General features: G+C 63.1%; 30 protein-coding genes. 13 read left to right on the forward strand and 17 right to left on the reverse strand.

The window, feature by feature from the left end:
- Nucleotides 1-88: 88 nt before the first annotated feature.
- The 3 genes from JMY29_RS16555 (at nucleotide 89) to JMY29_RS16565 (ending at nucleotide 1,823) form a co-directional block, all read left to right on the forward strand.
- Complete coding sequence (locus JMY29_RS16555) at nucleotides 89-259, forward strand: hypothetical protein (RefSeq protein WP_018778796.1); 171 nt, start codon at nucleotides 89-91, stop codon at nucleotides 257-259.
- Between the two features lie 219 nt (nucleotides 260-478).
- Nucleotides 479-1,624, forward strand: a complete 1,146-nt coding sequence (locus tag JMY29_RS16560; RefSeq protein WP_229778693.1) for a glycosyltransferase family 2 protein — start codon at nucleotides 479-481, stop codon at nucleotides 1,622-1,624.
- Between the two features lie 7 nt (nucleotides 1,625-1,631).
- A complete protein-coding gene (locus JMY29_RS16565) occupies nucleotides 1,632-1,823 on the forward strand; it encodes a hypothetical protein (protein WP_018778794.1) in 192 nt (63 codons plus the stop codon).
- Here JMY29_RS16565 and JMY29_RS16570 read toward each other — a convergent pair.
- Entirely contained in the window at nucleotides 1,820-3,064 is a 1,245-nt protein-coding gene (locus JMY29_RS16570; RefSeq protein WP_229778694.1) for a hypothetical protein, read from the reverse strand. The genes JMY29_RS16565 and JMY29_RS16570 overlap by 4 nt on opposite strands.
- 365 nt (nucleotides 3,065-3,429) lie before the next feature.
- Here JMY29_RS16570 and JMY29_RS16575 point away from each other — a divergent pair, with 365 nt between their 5' ends.
- A complete protein-coding gene (locus tag JMY29_RS16575; protein WP_039242987.1) occupies nucleotides 3,430-3,927 on the forward strand; it encodes an NUDIX domain-containing protein in 498 nt (165 codons plus the stop codon).
- Here the strand turns inward: JMY29_RS16575 and JMY29_RS16580 are convergent, their stop codons facing one another.
- From JMY29_RS16580 to JMY29_RS16590, 3 genes are read right to left on the reverse strand one after another with little or no spacing between them, the layout of a single operon-like run.
- Nucleotides 3,928-4,707 carry an alpha/beta fold hydrolase gene (locus tag JMY29_RS16580; protein WP_189076654.1) on the reverse strand — a complete coding sequence of 260 codons (780 nt, stop codon included), beginning with the start codon at nucleotides 4,705-4,707 and terminating at the stop codon, nucleotides 3,928-3,930.
- A gap of 26 nt (nucleotides 4,708-4,733) precedes the next feature.
- Nucleotides 4,734-4,925 (reverse strand): helix-turn-helix transcriptional regulator, encoded by a 192-nt coding sequence (locus JMY29_RS16585; protein ID WP_018778791.1) that lies wholly within the window; start codon nucleotides 4,923-4,925, stop codon nucleotides 4,734-4,736.
- Nucleotides 4,922-5,359, reverse strand: a complete 438-nt coding sequence (locus tag JMY29_RS16590; protein WP_064722727.1) for a hypothetical protein — start codon at nucleotides 5,357-5,359, stop codon at nucleotides 4,922-4,924. Before JMY29_RS16590 ends, JMY29_RS16585 begins: the two co-directional genes overlap by 4 nt.
- 75 nt (nucleotides 5,360-5,434) lie before the next feature.
- On the opposite strand from JMY29_RS16590, the gene JMY29_RS16595 reads away from it, so the two are divergent.
- Nucleotides 5,435-6,004 carry an MOSC domain-containing protein gene (locus JMY29_RS16595; RefSeq protein ID WP_189076655.1) on the forward strand — a complete coding sequence of 190 codons (570 nt, stop codon included), beginning with the start codon at nucleotides 5,435-5,437 and terminating at the stop codon, nucleotides 6,002-6,004.
- A 149-nt stretch (nucleotides 6,005-6,153) separates the two neighbouring features.
- Here JMY29_RS16595 and JMY29_RS16600 read toward each other — a convergent pair whose 3' ends face one another.
- From JMY29_RS16600 to JMY29_RS16610, 3 genes are all read right to left on the reverse strand, one after another.
- On the reverse strand, nucleotides 6,154-8,130 hold the full coding sequence (locus JMY29_RS16600; RefSeq protein WP_272932231.1) for an ABC transporter ATP-binding protein: 1,977 nt from the start codon (nucleotides 8,128-8,130) through the stop codon (nucleotides 6,154-6,156).
- Nucleotides 8,127-9,860 (reverse strand): ABC transporter ATP-binding protein, encoded by a 1,734-nt coding sequence (locus JMY29_RS16605; protein ID WP_189076656.1) that lies wholly within the window; start codon nucleotides 9,858-9,860, stop codon nucleotides 8,127-8,129. Before JMY29_RS16605 ends, JMY29_RS16600 begins: the two co-directional genes overlap by 4 nt.
- Before the next feature lie 115 nt (nucleotides 9,861-9,975).
- Nucleotides 9,976-10,653, reverse strand: a complete 678-nt coding sequence (locus tag JMY29_RS16610; protein WP_064722733.1) for an FMN-dependent NADH-azoreductase — start codon at nucleotides 10,651-10,653, stop codon at nucleotides 9,976-9,978.
- Between the two features lie 124 nt (nucleotides 10,654-10,777).
- Here JMY29_RS16610 and JMY29_RS16615 point away from each other — a divergent pair, with 124 nt between their 5' ends.
- On the forward strand, nucleotides 10,778-11,212 hold the full coding sequence (locus JMY29_RS16615; protein ID WP_189076657.1) for a winged helix-turn-helix transcriptional regulator: 435 nt from the start codon (nucleotides 10,778-10,780) through the stop codon (nucleotides 11,210-11,212).
- On the opposite strand, the gene JMY29_RS16620 is transcribed toward JMY29_RS16615, so the two are convergent.
- The 9 genes from JMY29_RS16620 to JMY29_RS16660 all read right to left on the reverse strand — a co-directional run bounded on the left by JMY29_RS16620 (nucleotide 11,202) and on the right by JMY29_RS16660 (nucleotide 17,097).
- Nucleotides 11,202-12,746 (reverse strand): CYTH and CHAD domain-containing protein, encoded by a 1,545-nt coding sequence (locus JMY29_RS16620; protein ID WP_189076658.1) that lies wholly within the window; start codon nucleotides 12,744-12,746, stop codon nucleotides 11,202-11,204. The two genes, JMY29_RS16615 and JMY29_RS16620, sit on opposite strands and share 11 nt — an antisense overlap.
- Before the next feature lie 87 nt (nucleotides 12,747-12,833).
- Complete coding sequence (locus JMY29_RS16625) at nucleotides 12,834-13,319, reverse strand: SRPBCC family protein (protein ID WP_079582099.1); 486 nt, start codon at nucleotides 13,317-13,319, stop codon at nucleotides 12,834-12,836.
- Nucleotides 13,320-13,434: 115 nt separating this feature from the next.
- Nucleotides 13,435-13,785, reverse strand: a complete 351-nt coding sequence (locus JMY29_RS16630) for a hypothetical protein (protein ID WP_018778782.1) — start codon at nucleotides 13,783-13,785, stop codon at nucleotides 13,435-13,437.
- Nucleotides 13,786-13,910: 125 nt separating this feature from the next.
- On the reverse strand, nucleotides 13,911-14,246 hold the full coding sequence (locus JMY29_RS16635; protein WP_189076659.1) for a PRC-barrel domain-containing protein: 336 nt from the start codon (nucleotides 14,244-14,246) through the stop codon (nucleotides 13,911-13,913).
- A complete protein-coding gene (locus JMY29_RS16640; RefSeq protein ID WP_079582102.1) occupies nucleotides 14,236-14,661 on the reverse strand; it encodes a hypothetical protein in 426 nt (141 codons plus the stop codon). The genes JMY29_RS16635 and JMY29_RS16640 overlap by 11 nt, the downstream gene beginning before the upstream one ends.
- A complete protein-coding gene (locus JMY29_RS16645) occupies nucleotides 14,658-15,887 on the reverse strand; it encodes an NRAMP family divalent metal transporter (RefSeq protein ID WP_189076660.1) in 1,230 nt (409 codons plus the stop codon). The genes JMY29_RS16640 and JMY29_RS16645 overlap by 4 nt, the downstream gene beginning before the upstream one ends.
- Complete coding sequence (locus JMY29_RS16650; protein ID WP_189076661.1) at nucleotides 15,884-16,360, reverse strand: hypothetical protein; 477 nt, start codon at nucleotides 16,358-16,360, stop codon at nucleotides 15,884-15,886. The genes JMY29_RS16645 and JMY29_RS16650 overlap by 4 nt, the downstream gene beginning before the upstream one ends.
- Before the next feature lie 318 nt (nucleotides 16,361-16,678).
- The gene (locus JMY29_RS16655) at nucleotides 16,679-16,852 is read right to left on the reverse strand and encodes a hypothetical protein (RefSeq protein WP_156369765.1); all 174 of its coding nucleotides are present in this window, start codon (nucleotides 16,850-16,852) and stop codon (nucleotides 16,679-16,681) included.
- An 86-nt stretch (nucleotides 16,853-16,938) separates the two neighbouring features.
- A complete protein-coding gene (locus tag JMY29_RS16660) occupies nucleotides 16,939-17,097 on the reverse strand; it encodes a hypothetical protein (RefSeq protein ID WP_018778776.1) in 159 nt (52 codons plus the stop codon).
- Between the two features lie 355 nt (nucleotides 17,098-17,452).
- Here JMY29_RS16660 and JMY29_RS16665 point away from each other — a divergent pair, with 355 nt between their 5' ends.
- The 3 genes from JMY29_RS16665 (at nucleotide 17,453) to JMY29_RS16675 (ending at nucleotide 18,889) form a co-directional block, all read left to right on the forward strand.
- Entirely contained in the window at nucleotides 17,453-18,070 is a 618-nt protein-coding gene (locus tag JMY29_RS16665; RefSeq protein WP_189076662.1) for a dTMP kinase, read from the forward strand.
- Nucleotides 18,071-18,182: 112 nt separating this feature from the next.
- Nucleotides 18,183-18,401, forward strand: a complete 219-nt coding sequence (locus JMY29_RS16670; RefSeq protein WP_156524776.1) for a hypothetical protein — start codon at nucleotides 18,183-18,185, stop codon at nucleotides 18,399-18,401.
- Between the two features lie 14 nt (nucleotides 18,402-18,415).
- Nucleotides 18,416-18,889 carry a hypothetical protein gene (locus JMY29_RS16675; RefSeq protein ID WP_189076663.1) on the forward strand — a complete coding sequence of 158 codons (474 nt, stop codon included), beginning with the start codon at nucleotides 18,416-18,418 and terminating at the stop codon, nucleotides 18,887-18,889.
- Between the two features lie 37 nt (nucleotides 18,890-18,926).
- On the opposite strand, the gene JMY29_RS16680 is transcribed toward JMY29_RS16675, so the two are convergent.
- Entirely contained in the window at nucleotides 18,927-19,667 is a 741-nt protein-coding gene (locus JMY29_RS16680; RefSeq protein WP_189076664.1) for an NUDIX hydrolase, read from the reverse strand.
- 101 nt (nucleotides 19,668-19,768) lie between these two features.
- On the opposite strand from JMY29_RS16680, the gene JMY29_RS16685 reads away from it, so the two are divergent.
- The 4 genes from JMY29_RS16685 to ggt all read left to right on the forward strand — a co-directional run bounded on the left by JMY29_RS16685 (nucleotide 19,769) and on the right by ggt (nucleotide 24,748).
- Entirely contained in the window at nucleotides 19,769-20,788 is a 1,020-nt protein-coding gene (locus tag JMY29_RS16685; protein WP_189076665.1) for an SPFH domain-containing protein, read from the forward strand.
- Nucleotides 20,789-20,797: 9 nt separating this feature from the next.
- Entirely contained in the window at nucleotides 20,798-21,700 is a 903-nt protein-coding gene (locus tag JMY29_RS16690) for a diacylglycerol kinase catalytic domain-containing protein (RefSeq protein WP_189076666.1), read from the forward strand.
- 137 nt (nucleotides 21,701-21,837) lie between these two features.
- Nucleotides 21,838-22,782, forward strand: a complete 945-nt coding sequence (locus JMY29_RS16695) for a hypothetical protein (RefSeq protein WP_189076667.1) — start codon at nucleotides 21,838-21,840, stop codon at nucleotides 22,780-22,782.
- A gap of 109 nt (nucleotides 22,783-22,891) precedes the next feature.
- On the forward strand, nucleotides 22,892-24,748 hold the full coding sequence (gene ggt, locus JMY29_RS16700) for a gamma-glutamyltransferase (protein WP_189076668.1): 1,857 nt from the start codon (nucleotides 22,892-22,894) through the stop codon (nucleotides 24,746-24,748).
- Nucleotides 24,749-24,757: the final 9 nt, after the last annotated feature.

Here is a 24,757-nt window from a genome sequence, read left to right on the forward strand (position 1 = left end):
AAGCTGAATCAGCAATCCTCACCGACGAGGATGCGGCCCCGGGCGACGAAGCTTGGGGCTGTCACCAGCCTGAGTGAAAGTACTGACAATGACGACACATACTGACTCCATCACGCTGAAAATCTGGGACAAGTCGGCCATCGACCACACCATCGATGCCGCCATCCAGTCCCTTTCCCACCGCGCTGCGGCAGAAAACTGCGGCATTGCCGTGACCCTCAGCGGACCGAAGACCTTTACGGTCAGCCTGAGCCGCTAAGCTGCTCGACAACAAACGCAAGAGGACGACGCCGGGACCTCCCGACGTCGTCCTCTTGCGTTTAAGGCTGCACCTGATCCCGTAGCCGTTTGCGTGACGCTTCAAGCAAACCCTGAGCAAACCTTGATTTTTCCTTGACGCTTTGCCTGCGCGTTTCTTGCGTTGGCGTTGGAACTCTAAGTGAGTCAACGCTTCCAGCTAACGAACGGAGGGATCACAATGCTCACGGAAACCACGGTCCACGCATCAACGGACACCGCTGCCTCACCGGCCCCGGCCACCGCGCCCCGCGGATCCCACCGTGCCGCCGGCGGCGTGGTAACTGTCCTGGTTCCGGCCCACAACGAATCCGCCGGCATCACCGACACACTTGTCTCCCTGAACAACCAGACCCGCCGCCCGGACCGCGTGATCGTGGTGGCCGATAACTGCACCGACGATACCGAGGACCTCGCGGTCGCCCAGGGCGCTGAGGTCATCCGTACGGTGGGAAACAAGGACAAGAAGGCCGGAGCTCTGAACTTCGCCCTCAGCCGGCTGCTGCCCGACGCCGACCCCGAGGACCTCATCCTGGTCCAGGACGCAGACTCCCAGCTCGCCCTTGACTTCATTGAGAACGCCACACAAAACCTGCTCGCCGACGAACTGCTCGGCGCGGTAGGCGGTGTCTTCAGCGGAGGTCCCGGTGGCGGCTTCGTAGGTCACCTCCAGCGCAACGAATACGCCCGCTACGCCCGGGACGTCAAGCGCCTCCACGGCAAGTGCTTGGTAGTCACAGGGACCGCCGCCCTTTTCCGCGTCAAGACTCTTCGCGACGTCGCAGCTGCCCGCCTTGGCGGCACACTCCCTGCCGGAAACGGCAAGGGCGGCATCTACGACACGTCCGTCCTGACAGAGGACAACGAACTCTCCTTCGCCCTGCTGACACTGGGTTATCGGATCGCTTCACCAGCCAACTGCACGCTGGTCACAGAGGTCATGCCCACGTGGCGCGAACTGTGGGCGCAACGGCTCCGGTGGAAGCGGGGCGCGGTGGAGAACTGCGTGCAATACGGATGGACCAAAGTGACCAGGCCCTACTGGGGCCGCCAGTTCCTTTCAATGATCGGCGTCGTAGTGACGCTGGCCTACTTTGGCTCCATCCTCTTCGCGCTCATTTCAGGGATGGGCCTGAACCTCCAGCCCTTCTGGATTGCAGTCACCGGCATCTTCATCCTGGAACGCGTCATCACTGTGCGGTTCCGGGGCTGGAGGCACATGCTGCTGGCCGCAACCATGTACGAAACAGTGATCGACATCTTCCTCCAGGCAGTCCACGCCAAGGCGTACCTGGACGCAGCATTCAACAGAAAGAAAGTTTGGTAATCGACTCATGTACAACAGCCCAGTAACCCCCGCAGCCGGAGCAGCCGCGGCCGGAATGGGATCCGGTACCCTCGCCCTGACCGGAGCAGGCGACCTTTTCTGGTTCGCCCTGGCCGCGTTCGCCATGCTGGCATTGGGGCTCGCGATCAAGAGGATTGTTCCCGTCCGCGCACAGAAGAACCTGCCGTCCGCCTCCTAGGGGATCACCGCGGTGCTTGCTGAAACCCTGGACACCGTGGTGTAGCCGGCTTTGGTTCCGGTGACTCTGACGCTCATGGTGTCCGCCTGGTCTGCGCTCACAAGCTTGTAGTTCTTGGCCGTCGCTCCAGCAATCAAGGTCCCGGAGCGGTACCACTGGTACGTCAGTGCGGTACCGGAAGTCCACGTTCCGGGGTTTGCCGTCAGGGTCGAACCAACTGTGAGCGTACCTGTGATGGTGGGGGTCGGAGCCTGCAAGGTTCCGGCCACCACTGCCGCCGTCGGGGCCGACTCCTTAGTAGCCGTGGCATACCCGGCCAGGCTTCCCGTCACACGCACAGTCAGGCTGGCGCCCTGGTCCGCAGCGGCCAGGACTCGGGTGGGTCCCGTGGCTCCTGAAATGGCCGTGCCGTTTTTGAACCATTGATACGCCAAGGTTGTTCCGGCAGGCCAGGTGCCCGGGACTGCGGTGAGTGTCGAGCCCACCGCTGCCGTGCCGGTGATAGTCGGAACCGGACCCGTGAGCTGGTTCGCCGGGACAAAGGAGAAGTCCCTGATCGTGACGGTTTCCGGTGCAACATGTGCCGCGTCTCCACCGCCGCCGCCGGTGACCCACAGGTTGAAGTGAATCTGTTCCTTGCCAGGAGTGGGAACAGTGGAGCCTTCCAGGACTGTCCTCTTGAGGAGTGGCCCGTCGTACCCTTCCCCGGCAAACGTCTCAAAGGTCAGCTTGCCCGGCTCCCAGACCATCCGGTGAGTGAGGATGGGGGCATTCGTGACATCGAAGGTGACCGTGTTGTTGCCTTGGCCCGGAGGCAAGGTGGCATCGAACCAGTAACCGTGCCCTTGGGTAACCGGCCAGCTTTCGCCATATGCGGCGCCCCCGCCCCACGCCGACGCTTCACAGAGGTCGATCTCGGTGTAGCCGGGAACGGCATTGGGGTCATAGGTGAATAGGCAGCCCCACACCACTTCCTTTTGGAGTGCGCTGACATCCTTTTCCACCGTGGTGCTGTATGTACCGTAGCCGAATCCTTCACGGGTGGACTGGAATTCCGCACCCTTGGGCGCCGAACCTGTCGGGTTGCTTATGGACAGCTTCACGTAGCCGTTGGCATCCGGGTTGCTGACATTGTTGGCATCCCACGTCGCGTTGTACATGGGCGCTCCACCCCAAAAACGCTTCTGCCAATTGAATCCCTTCCAGGCAAAACTGCCCACCGGGCCGGGATCATCTGCCATAGGCGTTGTGTCCGCCGCATGCGATGGTCCTGTGCCGGCAAACATGGACAGGGCAACCGCAGCAATTACGGCTACCCCCATAACTTTTCTTCCCCCACGTGGAAGGAGCCTCACTGACCATGCCATAGCTGTTTCCTCCTGCTGATGCGCCCAGAATGCCAGCGGCTGGTCCCGCTGGCCGCAATACGCTCCTCCCCCCGGAGAACGTACAACTCCTCGATTATCGAGTAGCCGTGGCCTTGCGGGAAGCGAAATTGGTACCCAAGATCCGGGAATTAACATCGATTGGATAACGGCCGCGCTTGGCGGCGTAGCCTTGAGGTGTTCCAACAAATGTGTGCAGCACCTTTACCCCGGGAGGCGACATCACTATCCGCAGCGCAGGAATCCTCCTTTACCGGCGAAATACCGCCGGACAATTGGAGCTTTGGATAGCCCACATGGGTGGGCCCTTTTGGGCGCGGAAAGATCAGCACGCGTGGTCAATTCCCAAGGGCGAATTCTCCGACGACGAAGACGCTTTGGTTGCCGCACGAAGGGAATTCACTGAAGAAATCGGCACTCCGCCGCCATCTGCGGACTACGTTCTGTTGGGTACATTCCGGCAGCCCTCGGGCAAACTGATCACGGCGTTCATCGCGGAAGCCAGTGGTTTTCAGCCCGAAGAGATTGTCAGCAACACATTCCCCATGGAATGGCCCAAAGGCTCTGGCACCATCAAGGACTTTCCCGAAATCGACGACGCCCAATGGCTTGAGGAAGCCGTGGCCCGGACCAAGCTCGTCAAAGGGCAACTGCCAATCGTGGACGCGCTGGTACAACGGCTTGCCGGGGAATCGTCCCAGGCCGGCCCGCAGTATTAGCTAGCTGCTCCTGCGTGCGATGAACTGCCGGATCCACTCGACGGTCCCGGGGTGATCCAGGTGCAGCCCGTGTCCCGCACCCGGTACGCGGACAAGGACCGAACGGGCTATATGCCCGCGTAGCAGCAGCGCATTGGGCAAGGGAGTCAGTCTGTCTTCGGTGCCATGGAGTATCAAGGTGGGAGCCGTAATCGCACCCAGTTCGCTCCAGGCATCGTGCTCGCGGCTGGCCCTGAAATGACGCGCCTTGGCCCACGCCGACGCGCGGGAATTGAAGAAAGTGTGGGTCGCCTCGGGGTTGTTCCTGGCCCACTCAGAGTCGAAAAAGAGCGGCTCCAGACGGGAGAGGTCGCCACTGACCAGGGCGTCAAGGGCGGCTTTGTCCGGCTCGGCTGCGCTGTCCGGCATGCTCCCGCCACTCGTTGCCGCCAGGATCAGGGTACGAACCCTTTGCGGCTCATCGATGGCCAGCCACTGGCCTATGCGTCCGCCCATTGAATGGCCGTACACGTGTGCTGACTCCGCCCCGGCCGCGCTGAGCACGGCCGCAGCATCGTTGGCGAGACGTCGAGTGGTGTACCGCTCAGCGTCACCCCTCCCACTGTGGCCAATCCCGCGGTGATCAAAGCGGATGACGCGGTAATAGCGCGACAGAAGCTCCGCCGTCGGGCCCCAACCGTCCATGGACGTAGCCTGCCCGGCGATAAGCAGCATGGGTTCGCCTTCGCCCTCCGATGTCCAGGCGAGTTCGACGCCGTCGGCTGCTTCAGCAAAGTTCACGGTGCCACTTTATCTTTACCGTGGTGTCACTCCGCGGTGAAGACGTCCTCGATGGCGCAGCCAAAGGTCCGCGCAATGAGGAACGCCAAAGGCAATGACGGGTCGAACTTCTCTCGCTCGATGGAGATGACGGTCTGCCGGGACACTCCGAGCGCGGCGGCCAGGTCCGCCTGGGTCCAGTTGCGGCCGGCTCGGCGCTCGGCAAGGTTGTTCTTCACTTCAGAGCACGGTGGCGGATGGCCACGTAACGGAGGCCGGCATCCAGCGTACTGAGGCCAACGAGCCCCAGAAGCAGTGGGAGCGCATCAACCTGGAAACGGCCGATGGCCAGCACCAGCGAAGCAACAATCGCCGCGACCAGCACGTCAATGAAGGCCCCGGCCCCGGCCTGGCGCATCCATTGCAGCTCCACGCTTTGTTCCCCGTTCGGATCCCGGGTGACGGTGTTATTGGAGACGAAAACCCGCACTCCGAGGGACATCGCAGGGTACCCGGAGCATAGCGCCCCGATCCCTGCGGCGGGCCAGAAATCATCCGGGTTTGTTGCTCCCACCACCACCGCAACCGTGATTGTCAGGATGGCGCCGAGGATGACGGCCAAGACATAGTGCTGGGCCGGGACCCGCCGGGATGTAAAGGACGCTTTACTCATAGGCAAAGTAAAGCACGCTTTACACCGCGGAACAATGCCCCTGCGCTCCACATGGACAGGGGCTAGCGTTGAAGCATGACTGATTACAGGTACGACGTCGAAGTTGTGCACCTTTTGGTGTCGCCGGCGCACGCCTACTTTGGCCGTGCGCGCGAAGGCGCCGCGGACGTTCCAACTGCGGACGCCGACCACGCTGAGTTGGTTGCCGGCAAGGGGATTGTTGGGGACAGGTTCTTCGGCAAGGCCGCCCACATGGACGCCGCCGTGACGGTGTTCGCCGTTGAGGCACTGGAAGCCATTGCTGCCGAACTCGACGCCGGGCCTTTCGATCCGCTGCTGACGCGCCGGAACGTCGTGCTGCGGGGAGTGGAACTGGCTCCATTGCTCGGCCACGGGTTCACGCTGGAATCCGGCGGAGACGCGGTGACGCTGAAGGCCGGCAGACCAGCCCATCCTTGCGCCTGGATGGACCAGATGCTCGCCCCGGGTGCCCACAAGGCGATGCGCGGGCGCGGCGGCGTGCGGTGCCAGGTTGTTTCCGGCGGACTGCTGCATCGTGGGCCGGCTGTCCTGACCAGCCCGGTGCCGCTCGACCCGGGCAAGGCGGGCGACGCCAATGTGCTCCGGCCTTCGAGGCTGCCTTAGCAGGCACGTGCGCTTCCCGACCTTCTTTGGCCGCAGCGTGATCCGAAAACAACCAAATAGCGTTGAAATATGGCGTTTCCGCATCCAAAGTGGGTCAGGAAGCAACCCATAAGAGGGTCAGGAAGCCACCTGCCCCGCAACCGGAAAGCTCAAACTTCCTCCGACGCCGGCGCCGCAAACTGGGCCTCGTACAACCGGGAGTAGGCCGCACCGGCAGAGAGCAGCTCCGAGTGCGTGCCCTGCTCCACGATCTGCCCGTCCTCCATCACCAGGATCAGGTCGGCGTCGCGGATGGTGGAGAGCCGGTGGGCAATGACGAAGCTGGTCCGGTCCGAGCGCAGGGCGTTCATGGCTTTCTGCACCAGCACCTCGGTACGGGTGTCGACGCTGCTCGTGGCTTCGTCCAGGATCAGCACCGATGGCCGGGACAGGAAGGCCCTGGCGATGGTCAGCAATTGCTTCTCGCCGGCTGAGACGTTGCCGCCTTCGTCGTCGAGAACGGTGTCGTAGCCCTCGGGAAGGGACCGGACGAACCTGTCCACATACGTTGCCTGCGCCGCTTCGATGATCTCCGCTTCAGAAGCCGTGGGCCGCCCATAGGCGATGTTGTCCCGGATGGTGCCGCCGAACAGCCACGTGTCCTGGAGGACCATGCCCATCCGCGAGCGCAACTCCTGCCGCGAGATGGAGGCAATGTCGACGCCGTCGAGCGTTATCCGCCCCGAGTCCAGCTCGTAGAAGCGCATCATCAGGTTCACCAGGGTGGTTTTGCCCGCCCCCGTAGGCCCGACGATGGCGATGCTCTGGCCGGGTTCTGCCACCAGGCTGAGGTCCGTGATCAGGGGCTTGTCCGGGGAGTAGCGGAAGGAGACATTCTCGAACACCAGGCGACCGCGCCCGGCCGAAGCGCCCGAAGGAGGAGGTTCGGGCGACTCTTCGTCCTCGTCCAGGAGATCGAACACGCGCTCGGCGGAGGCAACGCCGGATTGCAGCATGTTCGCCATGGATCCGAGCTGCGCCAGGGGCATGGTGAATTGCCGTGAGTACTGGATGAACGCCTGCACATCACCCAATTGCATGGAACCGGAAGCCACCTGCAGGCCGCCAACCACGGCAATGCCTACGTACACCAGGTTTCCGATGAACGTCATGGCCGGCATGATCAGACCGCTGACGAACTGCGCTCCGAAGCTGGCCTGGAACAGCTCACCATTCTTGGCGCGGAACTTTTCCTGGACCTCGTTCTGCCGCCCGAACACCTTCACCAGGGCATGTCCGGTGTAGGTTTCCTCAATCTGGCCGTTGAGCTCACCGGTGTTCTTCCACTGGGCAACGAACAGCTTCTGCGAGCGCTTTGCAATGAGGAGCGTCGTGCCGAGCGTCAGGGGAATGGTCACCAGTGCGATCAGCGCCAGCAAGGGCGAGAGCAGGAACATCATGACCAGAACGCCCAGCACAGTCAGCAGGGACGAGACCACTTGGCTGATCGATTGCTGCAAACTTTGGGAGATGTTGTCAACATCGTTGGTTACCCGGCTCAGCAGTTCACCGCGCTGGATGGAGTCGAAGTAGCGCAGGGGCAGGCGGTGGATTTTTGCTTCGATGCGTTGGCGGAGGCGGTACACCGTCCGCTGCACGACGCCGTTGAGCACGTAGGCCTGCATCCAGCCGAACGCTGAGGCAAGGACGTACAGGGCCAGTGCCCACAGCAGCACGGAGGACAACGCACCAAAGTCGATTCCGACGCCGGGTGTGAGGGTCATGGCGCCCAGCATGTCGGCTTTGCTGTTCTCACCTGAGGCCCGCAGGCCCGCGATGACCTGCTCTTTGGACACCCCGGCGGGCAGTTGCTTGGACACGATGCCGGCGAAGATCAGGTTGGTCCCTTCGCCCAGCAAGCGGGGACCGATCACGGACAGCGCAACGCTGGCCACGGCGAAGACCAGCACCAGGGCCAGCCAGAGCCGTTCCGGATGCAGGGTTCCCAGGAGTCTGCGGGCCGAAGCCTTGAAGTTCGACGCTTTCTCTGCCGGAATGTTCATTCCGGCGAACGGGCCTCCCCTTCCCGGGCCCATTGCGGGGCGCTGGGGTCCGCGGCCGCCGGCTGGAGCGGTGGACGTGCTCATGCTGCCTCCTCCGCTGCCAGCTGGGACGAGACGATTTCGCGGTACGTTTCGGATGTCTCCAACAATTCTTCGTGCGTCCCCTGGCCGACGATCCTGCCGTCGTCGAGCACCAGGATCCGGTCTGCGTCGGCGATGCTGGACACGCGCTGGGCGATGATCACCAAGGTGGCGCCGTTGGTATGGCGCTTGAGGGCCTGCCGGAGCCGCGCGTCGGTGGCGGTATCCAGCGAGGAGAAGGAGTCATCAAAAATGTAGAGCTCCGGCTGCTTCACCAGGGCCCGCGCAATGGCGAGCCTTTGACGCTGCCCGCCCGAAACGTTGGTCCCACCCTGGGAGATGGCCGCATCCAGGCCCCCGTCCATGCCGCGTACGAAGTCGTCAGCCTGGGCCACACGCAGCGCTTGCCACAGTTCGTCCTCGGTGGCGTCCGGCTTGCCGTATTGCAGGTTGCTGCGGACCGTGCCGGAGAACAGGTAAGGCCGCTGCGGCACCAAGCCGATGTGCCCCCACAACAGGTCCGGGTGGAGGTCGCGGACGTCCACACCGTCCATCCGGACGGAGCCCGTTGTGGCGTCGAACAACCGGGGCATGAGGTTGACCAGCGTGGTCTTACCGGCTCCGGTGCTGCCGATGATCGCGGTGGTCTGCCCTGCGCGGGCCGTGAAAGTCAGGCCACTCAGCACGGGCCGCTCGGCACCCGGGTAGGCGAATCCGACGTCGCGCATTTCCAACTCGCCGCGGCGGATGCCGCCGGTGACAGGGTTCGACGGCGGCCGGACACTGGAGTCGGTATCCAGCACCTCCCCGATACGGTCGGCAGAAACCGACGCGCGCGGGATCATCACGGCCATGAACGTGGCCATCATGACCGACATGAGGATCTGCATGAGGTAGCTCAGGAATGCGATCAGGGTGCCCACTTGCATGGAGCCGTCCTCGATCCGGAAGGACCCGAACCAGATCACTGCCACGCTGGATACGTTCATGACCAGCATGACCACAGGGAACATAAGCGCCATCAAACGGCCGGCCCGCAGCGCGACGTCGGTGACGTCGTCGTTCGCTTTGGCGAAGCGGGACACTTCCATGTCCTCCCGCACGAAAGCCCGCACGACGCGGATGCCGGTGAGTTGCTCGCGCAGGACCCGGTTCACGGCGTCGATCCGCACCTGCATCTTGCGGAACAGGGGAACCATCCGTGTCACGATCAGCCCGACGGCAACCAACAGCACGGGCACGCACACGGCAATCAGCCAGGACAGTTGCGCGTCCTGGCGCACGGCCATGATCACGCCGCCAATGCTCAGCATCGGCGCCGCGACCATGAGCGTGCAGGACATCAGGACCAGCTGTTGGACTTGCTGGACGTCGTTGGTGGACCGGGTGATCAGGGAAGGAGCACCAAACCTGGTGACTTCCTGTTCGGAAAACTCCCCCACCCGGCTGAAGATCGCGTCACGCACGTCGCGGCCCATGCCCATCGCAGCCTTCGCCCCGAAGTAGACCGCAACTACGGCGCACGCGATCTGCAGGAGAGTGATCAGCAGCATGAGCCCGCCCATGCGGAGGATGTAATCGGTATCCCCGGTGGCAACGCCGTGATCGATGATGTCGGCATTGAGCGTCGGCAGGTACAAGGACGCAATCGACTGCGCCAACTGAAAAATGACGACGCCCACCAGCAACCGCTGATGCGGCCGCAGGAAGCGAACCAGTACCTTCCAGAGCATGCTGTCTCCGAGCTTTCGAAGTGAAACCGAAGGCCAGTTTACGTCTGGTTGCTGTGGGCAACTAGAGGGAACCGGGGCGTTGTGGAGGCAACCCGGACGACGCCCCCGCTTCACCTCACTTGCTGATCAGTTCCGAGGCCCGAACGGCATCGAGCTTCCCTGCGAACAACAGTGCCGCGTCGCTCAATTCCCTTTCCGCGAGGTGGCGGCTGCCGTCCACGTCCGTGTTCAGGACCGTAGGGGCAAATCGGATGTGGGCGGCGTCCTGGATCCCCACGAAGTTCAGCCAATCGGCAAAATACGTGCTGCTGAAGTCGGCACCGAACATTGCCGGGACCCCTGGGGCGTAGACACCGCTGGTGTGGATGGCCATCGCCAGCTTCCCTTCCATGAGACCGGTGTACCCATGCTCCGGGTGGAAACCGAAACTCCAACCGGGCTGGGTGACGATGTCGATCCACTGCTTCAAAGCGTAGGGAATCCCCGAATTCCACATGGGAATGTTGAACACGTAGGCATCCGCCGCCGCGAACTGGTCAAAGACCGACCGTGCCGCTTCCCACGCTGCCATCTGCTCCGGCGTTTGTTCCTGGCCCGTGAAGACCGCCATTTTCGCGGAGGCGGCGACCCGACCGAAAGCCGGCAGTGCATCGTCGTCGAACAGGTTCAGTGTCTCCAGTTCAAAAGTCTCCGGAGCCGCAGACTGGACCGAATCGATGAAGTGACGGGCGAGTCCCAGCGAATCGCTGCTGCCGTAACGGGGAGAGGCGTTGATATGGAGGATGGAGGGCATGGTTTTCCTTTCAAACGGGGGACGTTCCGACCCCTTACTGATCCTCGTCCGGTTCCCCGGCACAGCGTAAGAACGCACTTTTTTGTGCCCAGGGCACGTCGAAGTGCCTGCAATGATTGGGGGTATGACACTCACGGCTGAGCAGACCCGTCAGAAAGCCCGGCACCAGTACAACGCCTCCCTGGAGAACTACCCGGCCCGGCAATTGCTCGAAGCGATCAGCAGCAAATGGGTGACTTTGGTGATGCTGGCGCTGGAAGAGGGACCGCAACGCCACAGCGGGTTACGCAGGCACATTCCGGGGGCCAGCCAGAAAATGCTGACATCCACGCTGCGTTCTTTGGAGCGCGATGGCCTGATCCACAGGGAAGTCACGCCGTCCGTCCCCGTCCGGACCGACTACTGGCTCACGGACCGCGGCCGCTCACTCCTGCCGATTATTTTCGACATGAAGGAATGGGCTGAGGACAACATGGACGCCGTGGCTGCGTCGCGCCGGCTCCACGACGCGGAGCGTGCCCGGGCCACACCGGCCGGCAACCCGGAACCTACTTCTTAAGGCGCAGCTTCAAGGTCTTGGCACTGCCCTTAAGGTACTTGCGCTCCGTTGCGTCTGAAACGGCGGATTCCCTTGCATGCAGCACCCCATAGGTGAAGGCCGCGCTGGCCGTCCCGGGCGCTGAACCAAGGTCCAGCAATTCTCTGCGGGCCAACACGCTGTCCTGGTGGGTACCCAGAACCGATTGGACTTTGTGCGCAGCCTTGCCAAGCTTCGCTGCGCGCTTGCCGTGGACGCTCTCTGCGGCCGCCGCCGCGAAACGCAGCTTCTTGGCGGACTTCCGCACGCGGTGCAGGGCTTCGTCGCGTGATTGCCCGACGGCGGCCGATACCGCCGCGTCGTGGCGCTTGCGGAGCCGCTTCACGGCTTTGTTGACGAGCTTCGCGGTGGTCTTCCTTGCCGGTGCGCGCCCCTTTTCCGTCAGGGGCGGCGCTTCGATGAACGCCTCAAGGTCGTCGAGGAGACGGAAGTACCCCGGGCTGGTCAGACGCGTCCGGATGGCGGCCAGTGCAGTATCGGCCCTGATCATCATCCGCTGGTCCAGCTCATCGTGGAGCGGGCCCAGGACCAGGTTTTCCGGAAGCTCATCAAGGGCAACGCGCAGGCGCTCATGCAGGACTTCGGTGTCGCGGTACCGGCCCAGGGTCTCCGCCAAGGATTTCAGCCCGCGTTCCAAGTCATTGACGGGCCCGGGGGCAAAGAGCGGACGATAACTGTGCAGGACCGAGCGTATCCGTCGGGTGAACGCCCGCATTTGATGTACGGAATCGTCACGGCCCAGCCGCACGTGGGCGTCCTGGAGAAGCAGGCCGGCGAGCTGCCGCTGCAAATAGCTGAGCACGGCGTCCGCTGCCCTTTTCTTGCCGGCGCCCTTTGCGGCGTCTGGCTTCCGGTCAGCTTTCCCAGCCATGGGCAATTCGCCACCCAAGCCACCCAAGGCGGTGGCCAGTTTGGAGCTTCGATGGCTGGGAGTCGCACCTGCTGCGGAAAGCTGGCGGGTCAAGGTTGCCAACAGGGAGTCACCGGTTCCGTCGGAGGCCGCGAGCTCCACCTCCCATTCCCGCCATTCAAGCCGGCGGTCGTCCCCCACCGTGACATGGGCCCGGACCCGATCATCCACGAAGTCGGCCAAACGCTCGCCCTGGCCTCCGTACAGGGCGTAGCTCATACGATCCGTATGCAGGGTGGCCACTGCGAGGACGGCGTGCGCCCGGGTATAGGCGAGCACTCTGTCCATGAGCTCCACCGGAACGGTATCTGCGCTGCCCAAAGGAGCGTGGATTTCGGTTCGTTTTCCGGGGCCGAGCGGCAGTTTGAGGTGCCAGCCGGCGTCGTGTCCTCCGGTGCGGCGCCGCAGCGTGATTCCGTGACGTGCGAGCGAAAGCCGGCTGGTGTCGAAGTAAGTGGCTTCCAGTGTGTGGCTTACCGGGTCACCGACTCTGCCCACGCCGTCGATGGCGTCCAGCATCGGAAGCGGCGTGGACTCCAGGGCGTCGAATTTCTGTTCTGCCTCTACGCTGCTGGACGTTGCCATGGCTTTCGGTACTCCCCTTCACGGTTACTCCAAGTATGCCGCGAGGGCCGGTCCGTGGAAACGGCCGGCCCTCGCGTGCAGCAAGATTTACAGAGGCGCTCCGCCTGCGTCGTCCACATCGCCACCAGACACTGTTCCGCGCCAGGCGCCGGACTCGTGCCCTTGGGCTTCTATGAACTTCTTGAACTTGTCGAGGTCGGCGCCCACCCGCAGTTCGTCCACGCCAAGCGCAGATCCGGCCTTTTCGGCGAGGCCTTCAGGCTCCCAGTCGATGGCCACGTTGACCCGGGTGCGGTCATCCTCGAGGGGCACGAAGCTGACTGTGCCCGAATTCCGCGGCCCGTCAACGCTTGTCCAGCTCACCAATGCGTCAGGAACCTGCTCGATGATCTGGGCGTTGTATTCGCGCTTGACCCCTCCCACGTTGGTGGAGAAGTGCAGGGCCGTGTCATCGATCTGCTTCACGGACTCCACGCCATTCATGAATTCCGGGAAGGATTCGAACTGCGTCCATTGGTTGTAGGCGACAGACACGGGCACGTCCACGTCAATTGACTTGTTCACCGTTGCCATGGGTCTTGCTCCTTCGATCTAGTCTCTGTTTCCAGATTCGGGATTTCCGGCGGCGCACCAACCGGCTGGCTGCTTAACCAGTGGCGCGCCAGTCTAAGCGCGCCAGCCAAAGCTCTTAGCCGGCGTCAAAACTTTCTTCGTCATCGTCATTCGGCGACTCTTCCTGGGGAAGGTCGTTTCCGCTGCCATCGGGCAGTTCTTCAGTGTCGTCCGGCACGGATGACTGCTCTGCGTGGGACTGTTCATCGATGCCGCCAAAGCGGCCTGCGCCCGGCTCGCCGGAGCTGTCCGAGTCTTCCGGATTCAAGTGGCTGAGGTTCGGCGCACCGGTACCCTCACCCAATGCAGCCTCGTCGATGTCTTCTTCAACGCGCGGCTGGGCCTGGCCTCCGCCGGCTTCCTGCTCTGCCGTAGGAGTGCCGTAGCCTCCTACTTCCTCTTCGGGTGTGGCGTCCTGCTTGTCCATATGACTAGTCCTTTCCGATGCGGCGAACGTGTTGATGGAACACTTCGAACCTATAAGGATGCTTAGTGGCATGTCCATGCTACGCCAAAATTATCAGTAAACTTAGCAATTCCCTTTTCGATGGTCTATCGTGTCAGCCGCACATCGTAGGCGGTGAAGCCAGGCCGCAGCCCAACCCTCTCCGGACCCATCACCGCGATGTCCTCCCACAGCACCAGAAATGACCCCTTGTGCCGCCAACGGAGCAGCTGAGCAACAGGCCAAGGCTGACTGATTTCCTGCCGCTCGTAGCCCAGAAACGACGACGCCGTCCGCGGACTTACCACGATGCCCACCAGCCTGGCCGGGCTAAGGAGCTGGCCTGCTCCCGCATCCAACGCGAACCGGACGTCCGACACCTCGCCCAACCGCTGGCCGGCCCCATCCACTACATCGCTGCCCAACACGTCGCTAAGGTTCATGCCTGCCTCCCGGGATCCGCGCAATGACATGGTTTCGCAGCCACCGCTCAACCCATGAGGCATCCATCGAGTCGGCGCGGACCCCCAGCGACACCACCGTGTCCACGCCCGCCACCACTTTCCACGGAATACGGATCAAACGGCTCGACGGCGGCCTGCCGCCGAAAATGCGGGTTCCCAGTACCGGCCCGGTGAGCAAAGCCGTGATCCGCGGGGGCGCCGATCCCTCCGGGATCTTCTCATCGGGTTCGGGCCCGCTCAGCTCGATGTCGTCGACTGTGGTGACAGGGACGCCGTCGACGTCCAATATCTGCCTGTCCAACAAGTGCAACTGGGCGTCGAGCACAAGGCCCGCCGGATAGGGTGCAGCGTGGAGCTGCTGCGGTTGGAAGCGTTTGGGCTTGCTCTTGTTCATGCTCCAGCTCCTGTGGCGATCATCAAGGGGATGGCCGCCAGGGAGGCCACCAGGATGATGAACAGGTAGATCACCCCGGCGATGTTCACCGCGCGGTTGTTGACATGCTTGCCCATGTACTGCGGGTCGTTGGCCACGATGAGTATCGGCAGGTAGGTCAACGGAAGCGCTATCGCCGAGAAAACCACGGAGTATTCAGTCACGAGGATGGGATCAACGCCCGTGGCCAGCACCGCCACCCCGGCCAGCAACACCACGATCATCGACACGTGGAACCGGGCTGCCTGGGCCGGGCGGCGGAACTTGCCCCACGACCATCCAAAGAACTGTGCAAGCGTGTAGCCACTGGACAGCGTCGTCTCCAAGGCCGCCCCGAAAGTCGCTGCCACCACCCCCAGAATCAGCACAGCCAGTGCAAGCTGGCCGCCCGCCTGCGCCACGGGAAGCGCAACCTGCGACAACGAGGTGACGCTGATTCCGGCTGGGAGAAGAACGACGGCGGCACACCCGGCGATCGCAAGGGACAAGAACCCGCCGAGCGGGAAACCGAGAAGGACGTTGAGGCGTGACTGGGCCAGGTCCTTGATCTTCCAGCGCTCCTCCACTGCTCCGGAGGAAAAGAAGAACACCTCATACGGCGTCATCGCAGCTCCGAACAGGGCAATGGCGTAGTACCAGTACACGCCGGCGCCTTCCCGGGCCGGAACGGACGGAGAAAACGCCTGCCCGGCCAGGGCACGCCAATCAGGCTTGAGAAGGAACAGGGCGACGGCGAACACCACCAAGGACAAACCCACAAGTCCTGTGACGTTCTCCATGATGCTGAACTTCACCCGCCAAACCACCAGCCACACGGCCAGCAGCGCAAAAGGAACCCAGAGAATATAGGCCACCCCGCTGGCTAGTTGGAGGGCAAGGGCGATGCCGCCGATTTCGGCGGTTACCGTCATGACATTGATCAGGAAGGACGCACCCAGATTGGCCAATCCGGCCCGGGGTCCAAGGCGCTCCCGAATGACTTCGAAAGTGGCCCTGCCGGAGACTGCAGCCACCCTGCCGGACATGTTGGCGAAGAGGCAGATACCCACGACGCCAACCAACACCACCCATGCCAGCGACATGCCGAACCGTGAGCCCACCACGGCGTTCGTCACGAGGTCCCCGATGTCGACAAAGCCCCCGATCGCCGTCAGGATGCCGAGTGCAACACCGAGGAGCCGTTTCACTGGATGCCGGCCTTGGTCATCAGACTGTCCAGTTGCTCGGTGGCAACGCGAAGTTCTCCTTGCACGGTGGAAAGCCTGGCTTTCCTTTGCCCGTCGTCAGGACCGTTCGACGATGAAGAAAGGGCATCCCGCGCGTGCAGGAGTGCCCTGGAAATGGAGGAGAAGGCAGCCAGGACATCGTTGCGAAGTACGCGTTCTTCCTGGGTTTGCGCCGTGAGTCCGTGCACCTCGTTCGTGGCCGACTCCACATCGCCCAGCATGTCGTCGGCAGCGGTAGCAGCGGCGGCCGCCGTCGTACTGTCCGAAATCCTGAGATCCACCGCAAGGCTGGCCGCCCGCACGGCCGATGAAACCTCATCAGCCGGCCCTTTCAGGGCGTCGGCTGAGGGTTGCTGCGAACAGCCGGCCAACACGCCGGCAGCAGCCACCAGAAGAGTGAGGAGAACGGTTCGGAGCCGCGGAGATTTACTCATGACGGCTTCGGAATCTCACACCCACCCTGAGGATTCATGCCCATGTAATTCAGTGGGCCGGCAACAATATTCAGCGCAATGGTTGCCACTTGCGAGCACTGGGCGGGCGGGTCGCTGTAGTAGCCGCGTTGCCCGGCGGCAACTGCCCCTATAACGAGCCAGACGACTACCAATAGCCCGATGATTGAACCGATTCGCATTTCTACCCCAATCGCTAACTGACAACGCTCAGCAATTAGTGACAAATCGTGGTTTTGGGACCCTAAAGGAGCGTGGCGGCGGACCGGATATCTCCCGCCCGCCGCCCCGCTGATCCGATCAATCCGTGGGATTGGTTTCGGTTGTCAGACCGCGGTTGTCCGCTGTCTTTTCATCCTTTTCTTCTGCCGGCCCGGGTGGATTGGCAGATTCGCTGGGACCAGCATCGACGGAGTCATCCTGACTTCCCGACGATGCGTCACCGGCGTCTCCCGGGCCGCTGGTTTCTGGCACCCCCGGCTCCCTGGGAATGGGATGGCCAGGGGTGGTGGTTCCGTCGCGAACCTGGGAAAAACCGGCAACTTCGCTTGGATCAGTTGTCATACGCGCGACCGGCCCCTGCCGACGACCCAACCAATAAGTGCCAGCACCAGCAGGATAATTCCTACCCAAAGCAGGAAACTGAGTGCTTGGTTGAATCCGCCTACAAGAAGCAGGATGATCGCGATTACGCCGGCGATTATCAAGAGTGTGTTCATTGAGCTACGCATCCCTTTCAATAACTGTTGTCTATTCAGGAAGGCGTCCGCTGGTACTCCACACCGTGTGGAGCGCCACCCATGCCAACGGGCACCGGTTGGAGAAATTCATCTCCGTATTTCTTACGTACCCTCAGGGAAAAGGATCCAAACGAATCTTTTGCCCGTCAGGAGTACGTACATAGCATCATGATAGGCGTGCTTCCCTCTTTGGCGAAGCAGTTCGTCAGGAAACTTACTACCGTTTTGCGGAGATGCCCCCGGGACCGCCCTCAGGACGCCCGCCGAGCTGTGTGCCGACTCACGGCACAAGAGCCCGCTCCCCTTCGTTGGACAGGAAACGAGGGGAGGCCTCATGCTCATTGTTCTGACAGGAATTGACGGTTCAGGAAAAACGACGGCGGCCCGCGCCCTGGTCGAGTCGGCCCGCGCTGAGGGGCGGGATGCCCTGCTGCTGAGCAATCACGCCGGCCGGAGGCAGTTATCCCTGCTGGCCGAGCGGTTCAGTTTCCCGCTTCCGCCGCGGGTGGCAGATTTCATTGAGACAGGCGTGCGCCTTTTCACCGTGCTCGTCAACCATGCACGCGCCCGACGGACCGACGGCTTGGTTGTCATGGATCGCCACCTGCATTGCCAGCTCGCGCTCCGGGAAAGCAAGGGCCTGGAACACGGACGACTGCTGCCGTGGCTGCTGCGGACGCTGCCCACCCCGGACCTGGCAGTTCATTTCGACGTCGACCCGCGCCGTGCGCACCAGCGTGTCATGGCACGCGGCATCGATAAAGAAAGCCTGGCCGAACTGCAGGCGTTTCGGGACGCCTACCGCGCTCTCCCTGGGTTCGCTGACTTTGTTGTCGTGGACGCCAACGGCACCCCGGAAGAGGTGCGGGCCCAACTGAACCGGCTCATCGCCGCAACGGAGCCGGTTCCCTTCGCCCACGCAGGCAATGAGGGACGGATAACGTCCCCCTAAGTGGCGCCTTCCCGGATGCATGCGTAGGCAGCATTTGACTTGCTCCCTGGAGCGCTCCGGGTAGGCTCGCCACATGTCCACATCGATGGGGGCAGCGATTGGGGGAAAGTTAATGAGCGCCAAAACCCGGCGAGGGCTCCTTATCTTCATCAGTGGATTCGGGTCCTACATGATCCTCTTATCCACGTTGGGCCCACTGCCATCCCTTCTTCTGGGTCTTGTGGTGGCCGCGGCCACGGTTTACCTGGATGGATGGCTGCGGCTAAGGTTCAGCAAGCACCCTGGCCTGAAGGCCGCGGATGCCCCTTCGGAACCGGACCTGCCGCAGTGAGCGGATTGCCGGCTTTGACTTCGAACTCGTCAGTCATCTCTGAGGCGCGGATCGGCCGCAACTCCCGGAAGGTCATCGCAGGCGTTGTAGGGGTGGCCTGCTTGTTTATCATCGCCACGGCGATTCCCAGTGGCGTCCTGTTGATCACCACAGCTCTGGCTATAGCTTTGCTGCTTCTGACCGCAGCGGTGCTCCGCATGACAGTGAGCATCGAAGCCGCAGCCGAAAATTTGGTGCTTCGATGCCGGCCGTTCTACGCCAAGCACATACCGCTGGCAGACATCGTCGACGCCTCACCAGCGCCTGCCAGTTCCATGACCGAGGGCTTCGGCGTCCGGTACTTGGGGCGGAGGACGTGGGGTCTGCTGGTCGGTGGTCCGGCCATCACTATCGAGCTGCCGAACCGCATCTGGATCGTCTCGACGCCGGAGCCGGAGGCGACAGCAACGGCGGTTCTCGCCCACGCCGGCAAACTAAGGGCCGAATAACGGCCCCCTAAGTTCCCAAGAGAGCGTTAGCTTTCGCCTACTTGGGCGCAGCGGGGCGCATCAGCGGCGGGTTCAGCACCGCGCGCGTGGGGTGGCCCGTCGTCGGACGGGCCTCCGGGGCGAGCCTGAACAGCGCAGCCGGGCGGCCGGCGTCGCCCGCTGTCATGCGGCCGGTGTCCTCCAGGAAACCGGGCGTCCCCGTCGCCTTCCGGTGGAAGTTCCGCGGGTCCAGGCGCGTGCCCCAGACGGCTTCGTACACGGCACGAAGCTGGGCAATGGTGAACTCCTCGCCGCAGAAAGCCGCGCCGAGGGGTGAGTATTCGAGTTTGGACTTGGCCCGCTCAAGGGCGTCGTCGAGGATTTTGGCGTGGTCGAAGGCGAGTTCCAGCTCTCCGCTTTGGACTTTCGTCACCGGATACCACGCGGCGTTCTCCGCGTCACTGCCGGCCGCCAGTACCGGGAAGTCCGGTGCCAGGAGGATGTGCGCGACGGTCAGTACGTCGCCGCGGGGGTCGCGCCCCTTGGGTCCGTAGCTCCCCAATTGCTCGAGGTGCCCGGGAAGGCGCTCGACGCCGGTCTCTTCCGCGAGCTCGCGCACCGCCGCCTCCTGCAGGTCCTCGCCTGCGAGAACGAAGCCGCCCGGCAGTGCGGGTTTGCCCTTGAAGGGTTCGATGAGGCGTGTGATGAGCAGGACGTTCAGCTCGCCGTCGCGCACGGTGAGGGCGACGACGTCGACGGTCACCGGGAAGCGCTGTGGCGCCGGATGGGATTCAGGCATGCAGCAATTCTAGGCAAGTTATCGTCATGTTGACAATAATGTGGGAAGCTCCTACTGTTGAGTTATCGTCAAATTGACGAGAATAAGTAAAGGAGAACATCATGGCCATCATCAAGCGCTACCCCTGGATCAGCCACTTCCTCGGCAGCCCCACCGGCTACGTCGTCCACCTGCAGAAGGGGACGGTCAAGCACCAGGGAGTGGGCCAGGCATTCTTCTTCCGCCCCGCCAACTCGGTACTGAGCGAAGTTCCCGTGGACGACCAGGAACTCCCCACGCTCTTCCACGCCATTACCCGCGACCACCAGGACGTCAGCGTTCAGGCCAACGTGACCTACCGGTTCATCGATCCAGTAGCCGTGTCCACACGCCTGGACTTCGGATTGCAGACCGCGGGCAAGGCACCGGCCACCGGTCGCGAACAGGTTTCCACCATCATCGGCCAGCTGTGCCAGAGCCACGCGATCGACCAGATCGCCACCACCACACTCGCCGAAGCCCTGGAACGCGGCGTCAGCCAACTCCGCCTGGTTCTCACCGACGCACTCCGCGCCGATGCAAGGCTCCAGTCCACCGGCATCGAAATCCTCGGCGTGCAGGTCCTGGCCGTCCGGCCCGAAGCCGACGTGGAACGGGCCTTGCAGACACCCGTCCGCGAACAGCTCCAAGCCGAAGCGGACCGGGCGGTTTACGAAAGGCGGGCAGTCGCCGTCGAACGTGAACGCACTATCTCCGAGAACGAGATGGCAAGCCAGATCGAACTGGCGGTCCGCCGCGAGAACCTGGTGGCCCAGGAAGGTGCCAACGCCCGTCGCGCCGCCGAAGAGAAGGCAGCGGCAGGTCTGATCGAGGCCCAGGGATCTGCCGAACGCAAGGGCATCGGCGCCGCGGCTGAAGCCAACCAGATCCGGCTGGTCGGCGAAGCGGCAGCTGCCCGCGAAGCCGCCACCATGGAGGTCTACCGCGGAATGGAACAAGCCACCCTGCTGGCTCTGGCCCTCAAGGATGCAGCAGGCAGCCTGCCGAACATTGGTAACCTCACCATCACCCCGGACCTGCTCAGCGGAGCACTTGCCGGACTGTTCAAGGAACCCGCTGCCACCGCTGAAGTCACCAAGTAAGGATCTGTCATGGCAACCCCTCGCATCGTCCTCGTCCACCGGCGGACCGAACTTCAGGAACTCCTGGACCGGCACGCCACCCGCGGCCAGGCCGAATTCTTCCTCAGCACCCGCGGGCGCAGCATCCAGGACGTTCAGGACCGGCACGACCGCCTCACCGCCGCCCTCGCAACCGTCCGGGAAGCGGTGCCGTCCGACTGGCGGCAGGCCGAAGTTGAACGCGCGGACCTCAGCCGCTTCCTCCTCACGGCGGAGGACATCATCGCAGTCGTCGGGCAGGACGGACTGGTTGCGAACGTCGCCAAGTACCTGAACGGGCAGCCGGTGATCGGCATCGACCCCGAGCCGGGGGCCAACCCCGGCGTCCTTGTCCGTCACACGCCAACGGCCGTCGCTGCACTCCTGGCAGCTGGAGATGTCGGGCGGCTGCGCTGCCAGGACCTCACCACCGTGACGGCAACGCTCGACGACGGCCAGCAGCTTTCGGCGCTTAACGAAGTTTTCGTCGGGCACGCCTCGCACCAGTCGGCGAAGTACTCGCTCGCCGCGCCGAGCTTCACGCAGGCCGGCGGACAGACCGAGCGGCAGTCCTCGTCGGGCCTCATTGTTTCCACCGGAACCGGGGCCACCGGATGGTGCGCGTCCATCGCCTTGGAACGTGGCGGGCGGGCCCTGCCCGCCCCTACCGATCCGCGCCTCGCCTGGTTCGTCCGCGAAGCCTGGCCATCACCGGTCACCGGGGCTTCTTTGACCGAAGGCGTGCTGGAAGCCGGAGAAGTGCTGCGCATTACCGTGGCATCCGACCAGCTGGTGGTGTTCGGTGATGGCATGGAGGACGACCGGTTGACGGCTTCCTGGGGGCAGGAGATCACGGTGCAATTGGGGCAACGGCCGCTGCGGTTGGTTGTTTAGGTTTGGGCGGGCCGAAGCCAACAATGATCATGGGAAACCACCGTGTCAACGGTTAATCCAGTCAATGTAGTATGTGGTTTGGCGTCGCTCTTCATGCCCATCACGCCTATGAATCCCACAAAGACAAAGGAGCTTCCGTGAGCCACGCCCCGCAGGCACTGAACCACGCTCCGGCGTCGGAAAGCCGCCATAGCAGTGCCGCCCGCGAGGCCGCAGTGGCCTTGTCGATCGGATTCCTTGCCGCTGCGCTCGGCCTCACCCCGTGGTGGATTACCGGCGCGAAGCTCCCCCTGCAGAACCTCTGGGCCAACCAGGTCATGCCGGATCAGATGCCCTTGGCGCTGCTGCCCCTTAGCCAATACGAAGTCCTGACCCTGATCGCACTCCTGACCACCGGAGGAGCAGCGGCCGGACTGGTGATCAGGCTCTGGAAGCCCGTTCACCGAGGGGTAGCGACGTGGTGTGCGGTGGGCGGTGTCCTGATGGTCCAGGTTGTAGCAACGGTCCAGTCGTTCACGGCACTGAACGATGGCCTCGCTGGTGGAAGGCTCACGGACTACTATTACTTTGGCCTCCTCGCCGGCGTCATCTCCTCGCTGGCTGCCTCCCTTGTGGCGCTTCTCCTGGTCGCAGCCAAGACGCGGGCCATCGCAGCCTTGGGTATAGGACTCGTGGCCGTCCCCTTTACGTCCTGGGCTGTGGCGTGGGCAGTCGGTGTCGCAGGGCGGCAGAATCTGCCCATCCAAGTACCGGCCATCGCCCATTGGGTTCCCGCTGTCCTGGTGGGTTGCGCGCTGGCTTGGTGCGGGCTCAAACCTACCCGCCGTGTAGTGGTGTGGGTGCTGAACCTAGTTTTTCTGTGGGTTATCCCGGCGGTTTTCACAGCTGTCCAGTCGGTTCTGGGGACCCGGGTCATTGCCGGCGATATCCCTGAGATGGTGCTCATGGGCCAGCAGGTCCTGACCGCAGCGTTGGGGCCCGACGGCGGTGCCGGTCCAACAGTGTTGTTGGCCTTGGGTATCGGTCTGGTAGGCGTCGCTGTCCGGACCATCGCCGCACGACAGGGCGCTGGCAAGCAGTAGGTCAATACCCACTGCTTCAAGAATCAACCGTTGTCCCTCGCAGAACCCCGGGGTAGGGTGACCGAACCGTTCGCCCACATCATCGTCTGGGAAAGTTCTGGGAGAAACCATGACACATGTGAGACGTCAGCTGGCCGCTGTCGCAGCAGCCTTCGCACTCGGCGCAACGAGCGTGGGGATAGCAAGCCCGGCTTCCGCCGATCCTCGTGAAACCGAGAAAACAGCTACGGCCACCGGATATGGCGGAGCTGTCAGCACCGTGGATCCGGAAGCCTCGGCAGCAGCGATTGAGGTCCTGAAAAAGGGCGGCAACGCGGCCGATGCCGCCGTCGCCGCTGCCGCGACCTTGGGAGTCACCGAACCGTACAGTGCCGGCATAGGAGGCGGCGGATACTTCGTGTTCTACGACGCCAAGACCGGAAAAGTCGGCACGATTGACGGCCGCGAAACTGCTCCGGCGGCGATGCCGAACAATGCATTCATTGACCCCGCCACAGGGAAGCCCTACCCCTTCACCCCGCAGCTGGTGACAAGCGGCGTCTCCGTCGGTGTCCCCGGTACTCCGGCCACGTGGGAACGCGCCCTGGAACGGTGGGGCAGCATGGACCTGGGTGACGCGCTGAAGCCAGCCATCAAGGTGGCAACCCGGGGCTTCGTGGTGGACGAAACGTTCCGCCAGCAAACCAAGGACAACCAGGCACGGTTCAGCAACTTCACCTCGACCAAGGACCTGTTCCTCCCCGGTGGCGAGGCTCCCGCCGTCGGAAGCGTCTTCCAGAACCACGACCTCGCGGCGACCTATCGGCTGCTTGCCAAGGAAGGCACGGACGCCTTCTATAGCGGCAAGCTGGCTACGGAGATCGCCGCTACCGTCCAGGCGCCGCCCAAGGTCGCCAAACCGACGCTGCCCGTTCCTGTTGGTTTCATGACAGCCAAGGACTTGGCCGACTACAAGGTGGTGGATCAGGATCCCACCCACATGACCTACCGCGGTTATGACGTCTACGGCATGGCCCCCTCGAGCAGCGGCGGCACCACTGTCGGGGAGGCGCTGAATATCCTGGCGCCGTTCAACCTCTCCGAAATGAAAGCAACGGACGCGCTGCACCACTACTTCGAGGCAAGTTCGCTTGCGTTCGCAGATCGCGGCAAATACGTCGGCGATCCTGCGTTCGTGAAGGTTCCGACCCAGGCCCTCCTGGACCCTGCTTTCGGAAAGGAACGCTCTTGCCTGATCGATCCGGCAGCGGCGGCCAAGAAGCCGGTAGCCCCGGGTGACGTCACCAATTACGACGGCGCGTGCCCGACTTCGGCGGCAACGCTCGCCAAAGAATCCGACACCGAGAACATCTCCACCACCAACCTGACCGTTGCGGATAAGTGGGGAAACGTGGTGGAGTACACGCTCACGATTGAGCAGACGGGCGGGTCCGGGATCGTTGTTCCTGGCCGCGGATTCCTGCTGAACAACGAGCTGACTGACTTCAGCACGGTTTACGACGCCGCCGACCCCAACCGTATCCAGCCGGGGAAACGGCCGCGTTCCTCCATGTCTCCCACGATCATCGTGAAGGACGGCGCCCCGTTCCTGGCCCTCGGCTCACCTGGTGGCTCCACCATCATCACGACTGTGCTCCAGACGATCATCAACCGGGTTGACCTGGGCATGAGCATCTCCGAGGCCCTCGCGGCTCCACGGGCAGCGCCCAGGAACGGAACCACCGTCAGCTCCGAACCAGCGTTCATTGACGCTTATGGGCCGGCGCTGAAGGCGAAGGGGCACGTTTTGATGCCGGCCGGTGATGCGTTCACGTCAGCTGCTGAGATAGGCGCGGCGACCGCCATTGAGTTCGGCGACGGCGGCAAGCTCACCGCGGTATCCGAGCCGACTCGTCGAGGAGGTGGCTCTGCGATGGTGGTCTCCGACCACGGTCAAGGCCCCGGAAAGGGTCCTAAGCCCAAGTAGCTTTCTACC

The sequence above is a fragment of the Paenarthrobacter nicotinovorans genome (assembly GCF_021919345.1).
Lineage (GTDB): Bacteria > Actinomycetota > Actinomycetes > Actinomycetales > Micrococcaceae > Arthrobacter > Arthrobacter nicotinovorans.

Coding starts and splice junctions, on each gene's coding strand:
- JMY29_RS16555 (WP_018778796.1), top strand. CDS start 89: ATGACGACACATACTGACTCCATCACGCTGAAAATCTGGGACAAGTCG.
- JMY29_RS16560 (WP_229778693.1), top strand. CDS start 479: ATGCTCACGGAAACCACGGTCCACGCATCAACGGACACCGCTGCCTCA.
- JMY29_RS16565 (WP_018778794.1), top strand. CDS start 1,632: ATGTACAACAGCCCAGTAACCCCCGCAGCCGGAGCAGCCGCGGCCGGA.
- JMY29_RS16570 (WP_229778694.1), bottom strand. CDS start 3,064: ATGGCAGATGATCCCGGCCCGGTGGGCAGTTTTGCCTGGAAGGGATTC.
- JMY29_RS16590 (WP_064722727.1), bottom strand. CDS start 5,359: ATGAGTAAAGCGTCCTTTACATCCCGGCGGGTCCCGGCCCAGCACTAT.
- JMY29_RS16595 (WP_189076655.1), top strand. CDS start 5,435: ATGACTGATTACAGGTACGACGTCGAAGTTGTGCACCTTTTGGTGTCG.
- JMY29_RS16600 (WP_272932231.1), bottom strand. CDS start 8,130: ATGAGCACGTCCACCGCTCCAGCCGGCGGCCGCGGACCCCAGCGCCCC.
- JMY29_RS16605 (WP_189076656.1), bottom strand. CDS start 9,860: ATGCTCTGGAAGGTACTGGTTCGCTTCCTGCGGCCGCATCAGCGGTTG.
- JMY29_RS16610 (WP_064722733.1), bottom strand. CDS start 10,653: ATGCCCTCCATCCTCCATATCAACGCCTCTCCCCGTTACGGCAGCAGC.
- JMY29_RS16615 (WP_189076657.1), top strand. CDS start 10,778: ATGACACTCACGGCTGAGCAGACCCGTCAGAAAGCCCGGCACCAGTAC.
- JMY29_RS16620 (WP_189076658.1), bottom strand. CDS start 12,746: ATGGCAACGTCCAGCAGCGTAGAGGCAGAACAGAAATTCGACGCCCTG.
- JMY29_RS16625 (WP_079582099.1), bottom strand. CDS start 13,319: ATGGCAACGGTGAACAAGTCAATTGACGTGGACGTGCCCGTGTCTGTC.
- JMY29_RS16630 (WP_018778782.1), bottom strand. CDS start 13,785: ATGGACAAGCAGGACGCCACACCCGAAGAGGAAGTAGGAGGCTACGGC.
- JMY29_RS16635 (WP_189076659.1), bottom strand. CDS start 14,246: ATGAACCTTAGCGACGTGTTGGGCAGCGATGTAGTGGATGGGGCCGGC.
- JMY29_RS16640 (WP_079582102.1), bottom strand. CDS start 14,661: ATGAACAAGAGCAAGCCCAAACGCTTCCAACCGCAGCAGCTCCACGCT.
- JMY29_RS16650 (WP_189076661.1), bottom strand. CDS start 16,360: ATGAGTAAATCTCCGCGGCTCCGAACCGTTCTCCTCACTCTTCTGGTG.
- JMY29_RS16660 (WP_018778776.1), bottom strand. CDS start 17,097: ATGAACACACTCTTGATAATCGCCGGCGTAATCGCGATCATCCTGCTT.
- JMY29_RS16665 (WP_189076662.1), top strand. CDS start 17,453: ATGCTCATTGTTCTGACAGGAATTGACGGTTCAGGAAAAACGACGGCG.
- JMY29_RS16670 (WP_156524776.1), top strand. CDS start 18,183: ATGAGCGCCAAAACCCGGCGAGGGCTCCTTATCTTCATCAGTGGATTC.
- JMY29_RS16680 (WP_189076664.1), bottom strand. CDS start 19,667: ATGCCTGAATCCCATCCGGCGCCACAGCGCTTCCCGGTGACCGTCGAC.
- JMY29_RS16685 (WP_189076665.1), top strand. CDS start 19,769: ATGGCCATCATCAAGCGCTACCCCTGGATCAGCCACTTCCTCGGCAGC.
- JMY29_RS16690 (WP_189076666.1), top strand. CDS start 20,798: ATGGCAACCCCTCGCATCGTCCTCGTCCACCGGCGGACCGAACTTCAG.
- ggt (WP_189076668.1), top strand. CDS start 22,892: ATGACACATGTGAGACGTCAGCTGGCCGCTGTCGCAGCAGCCTTCGCA.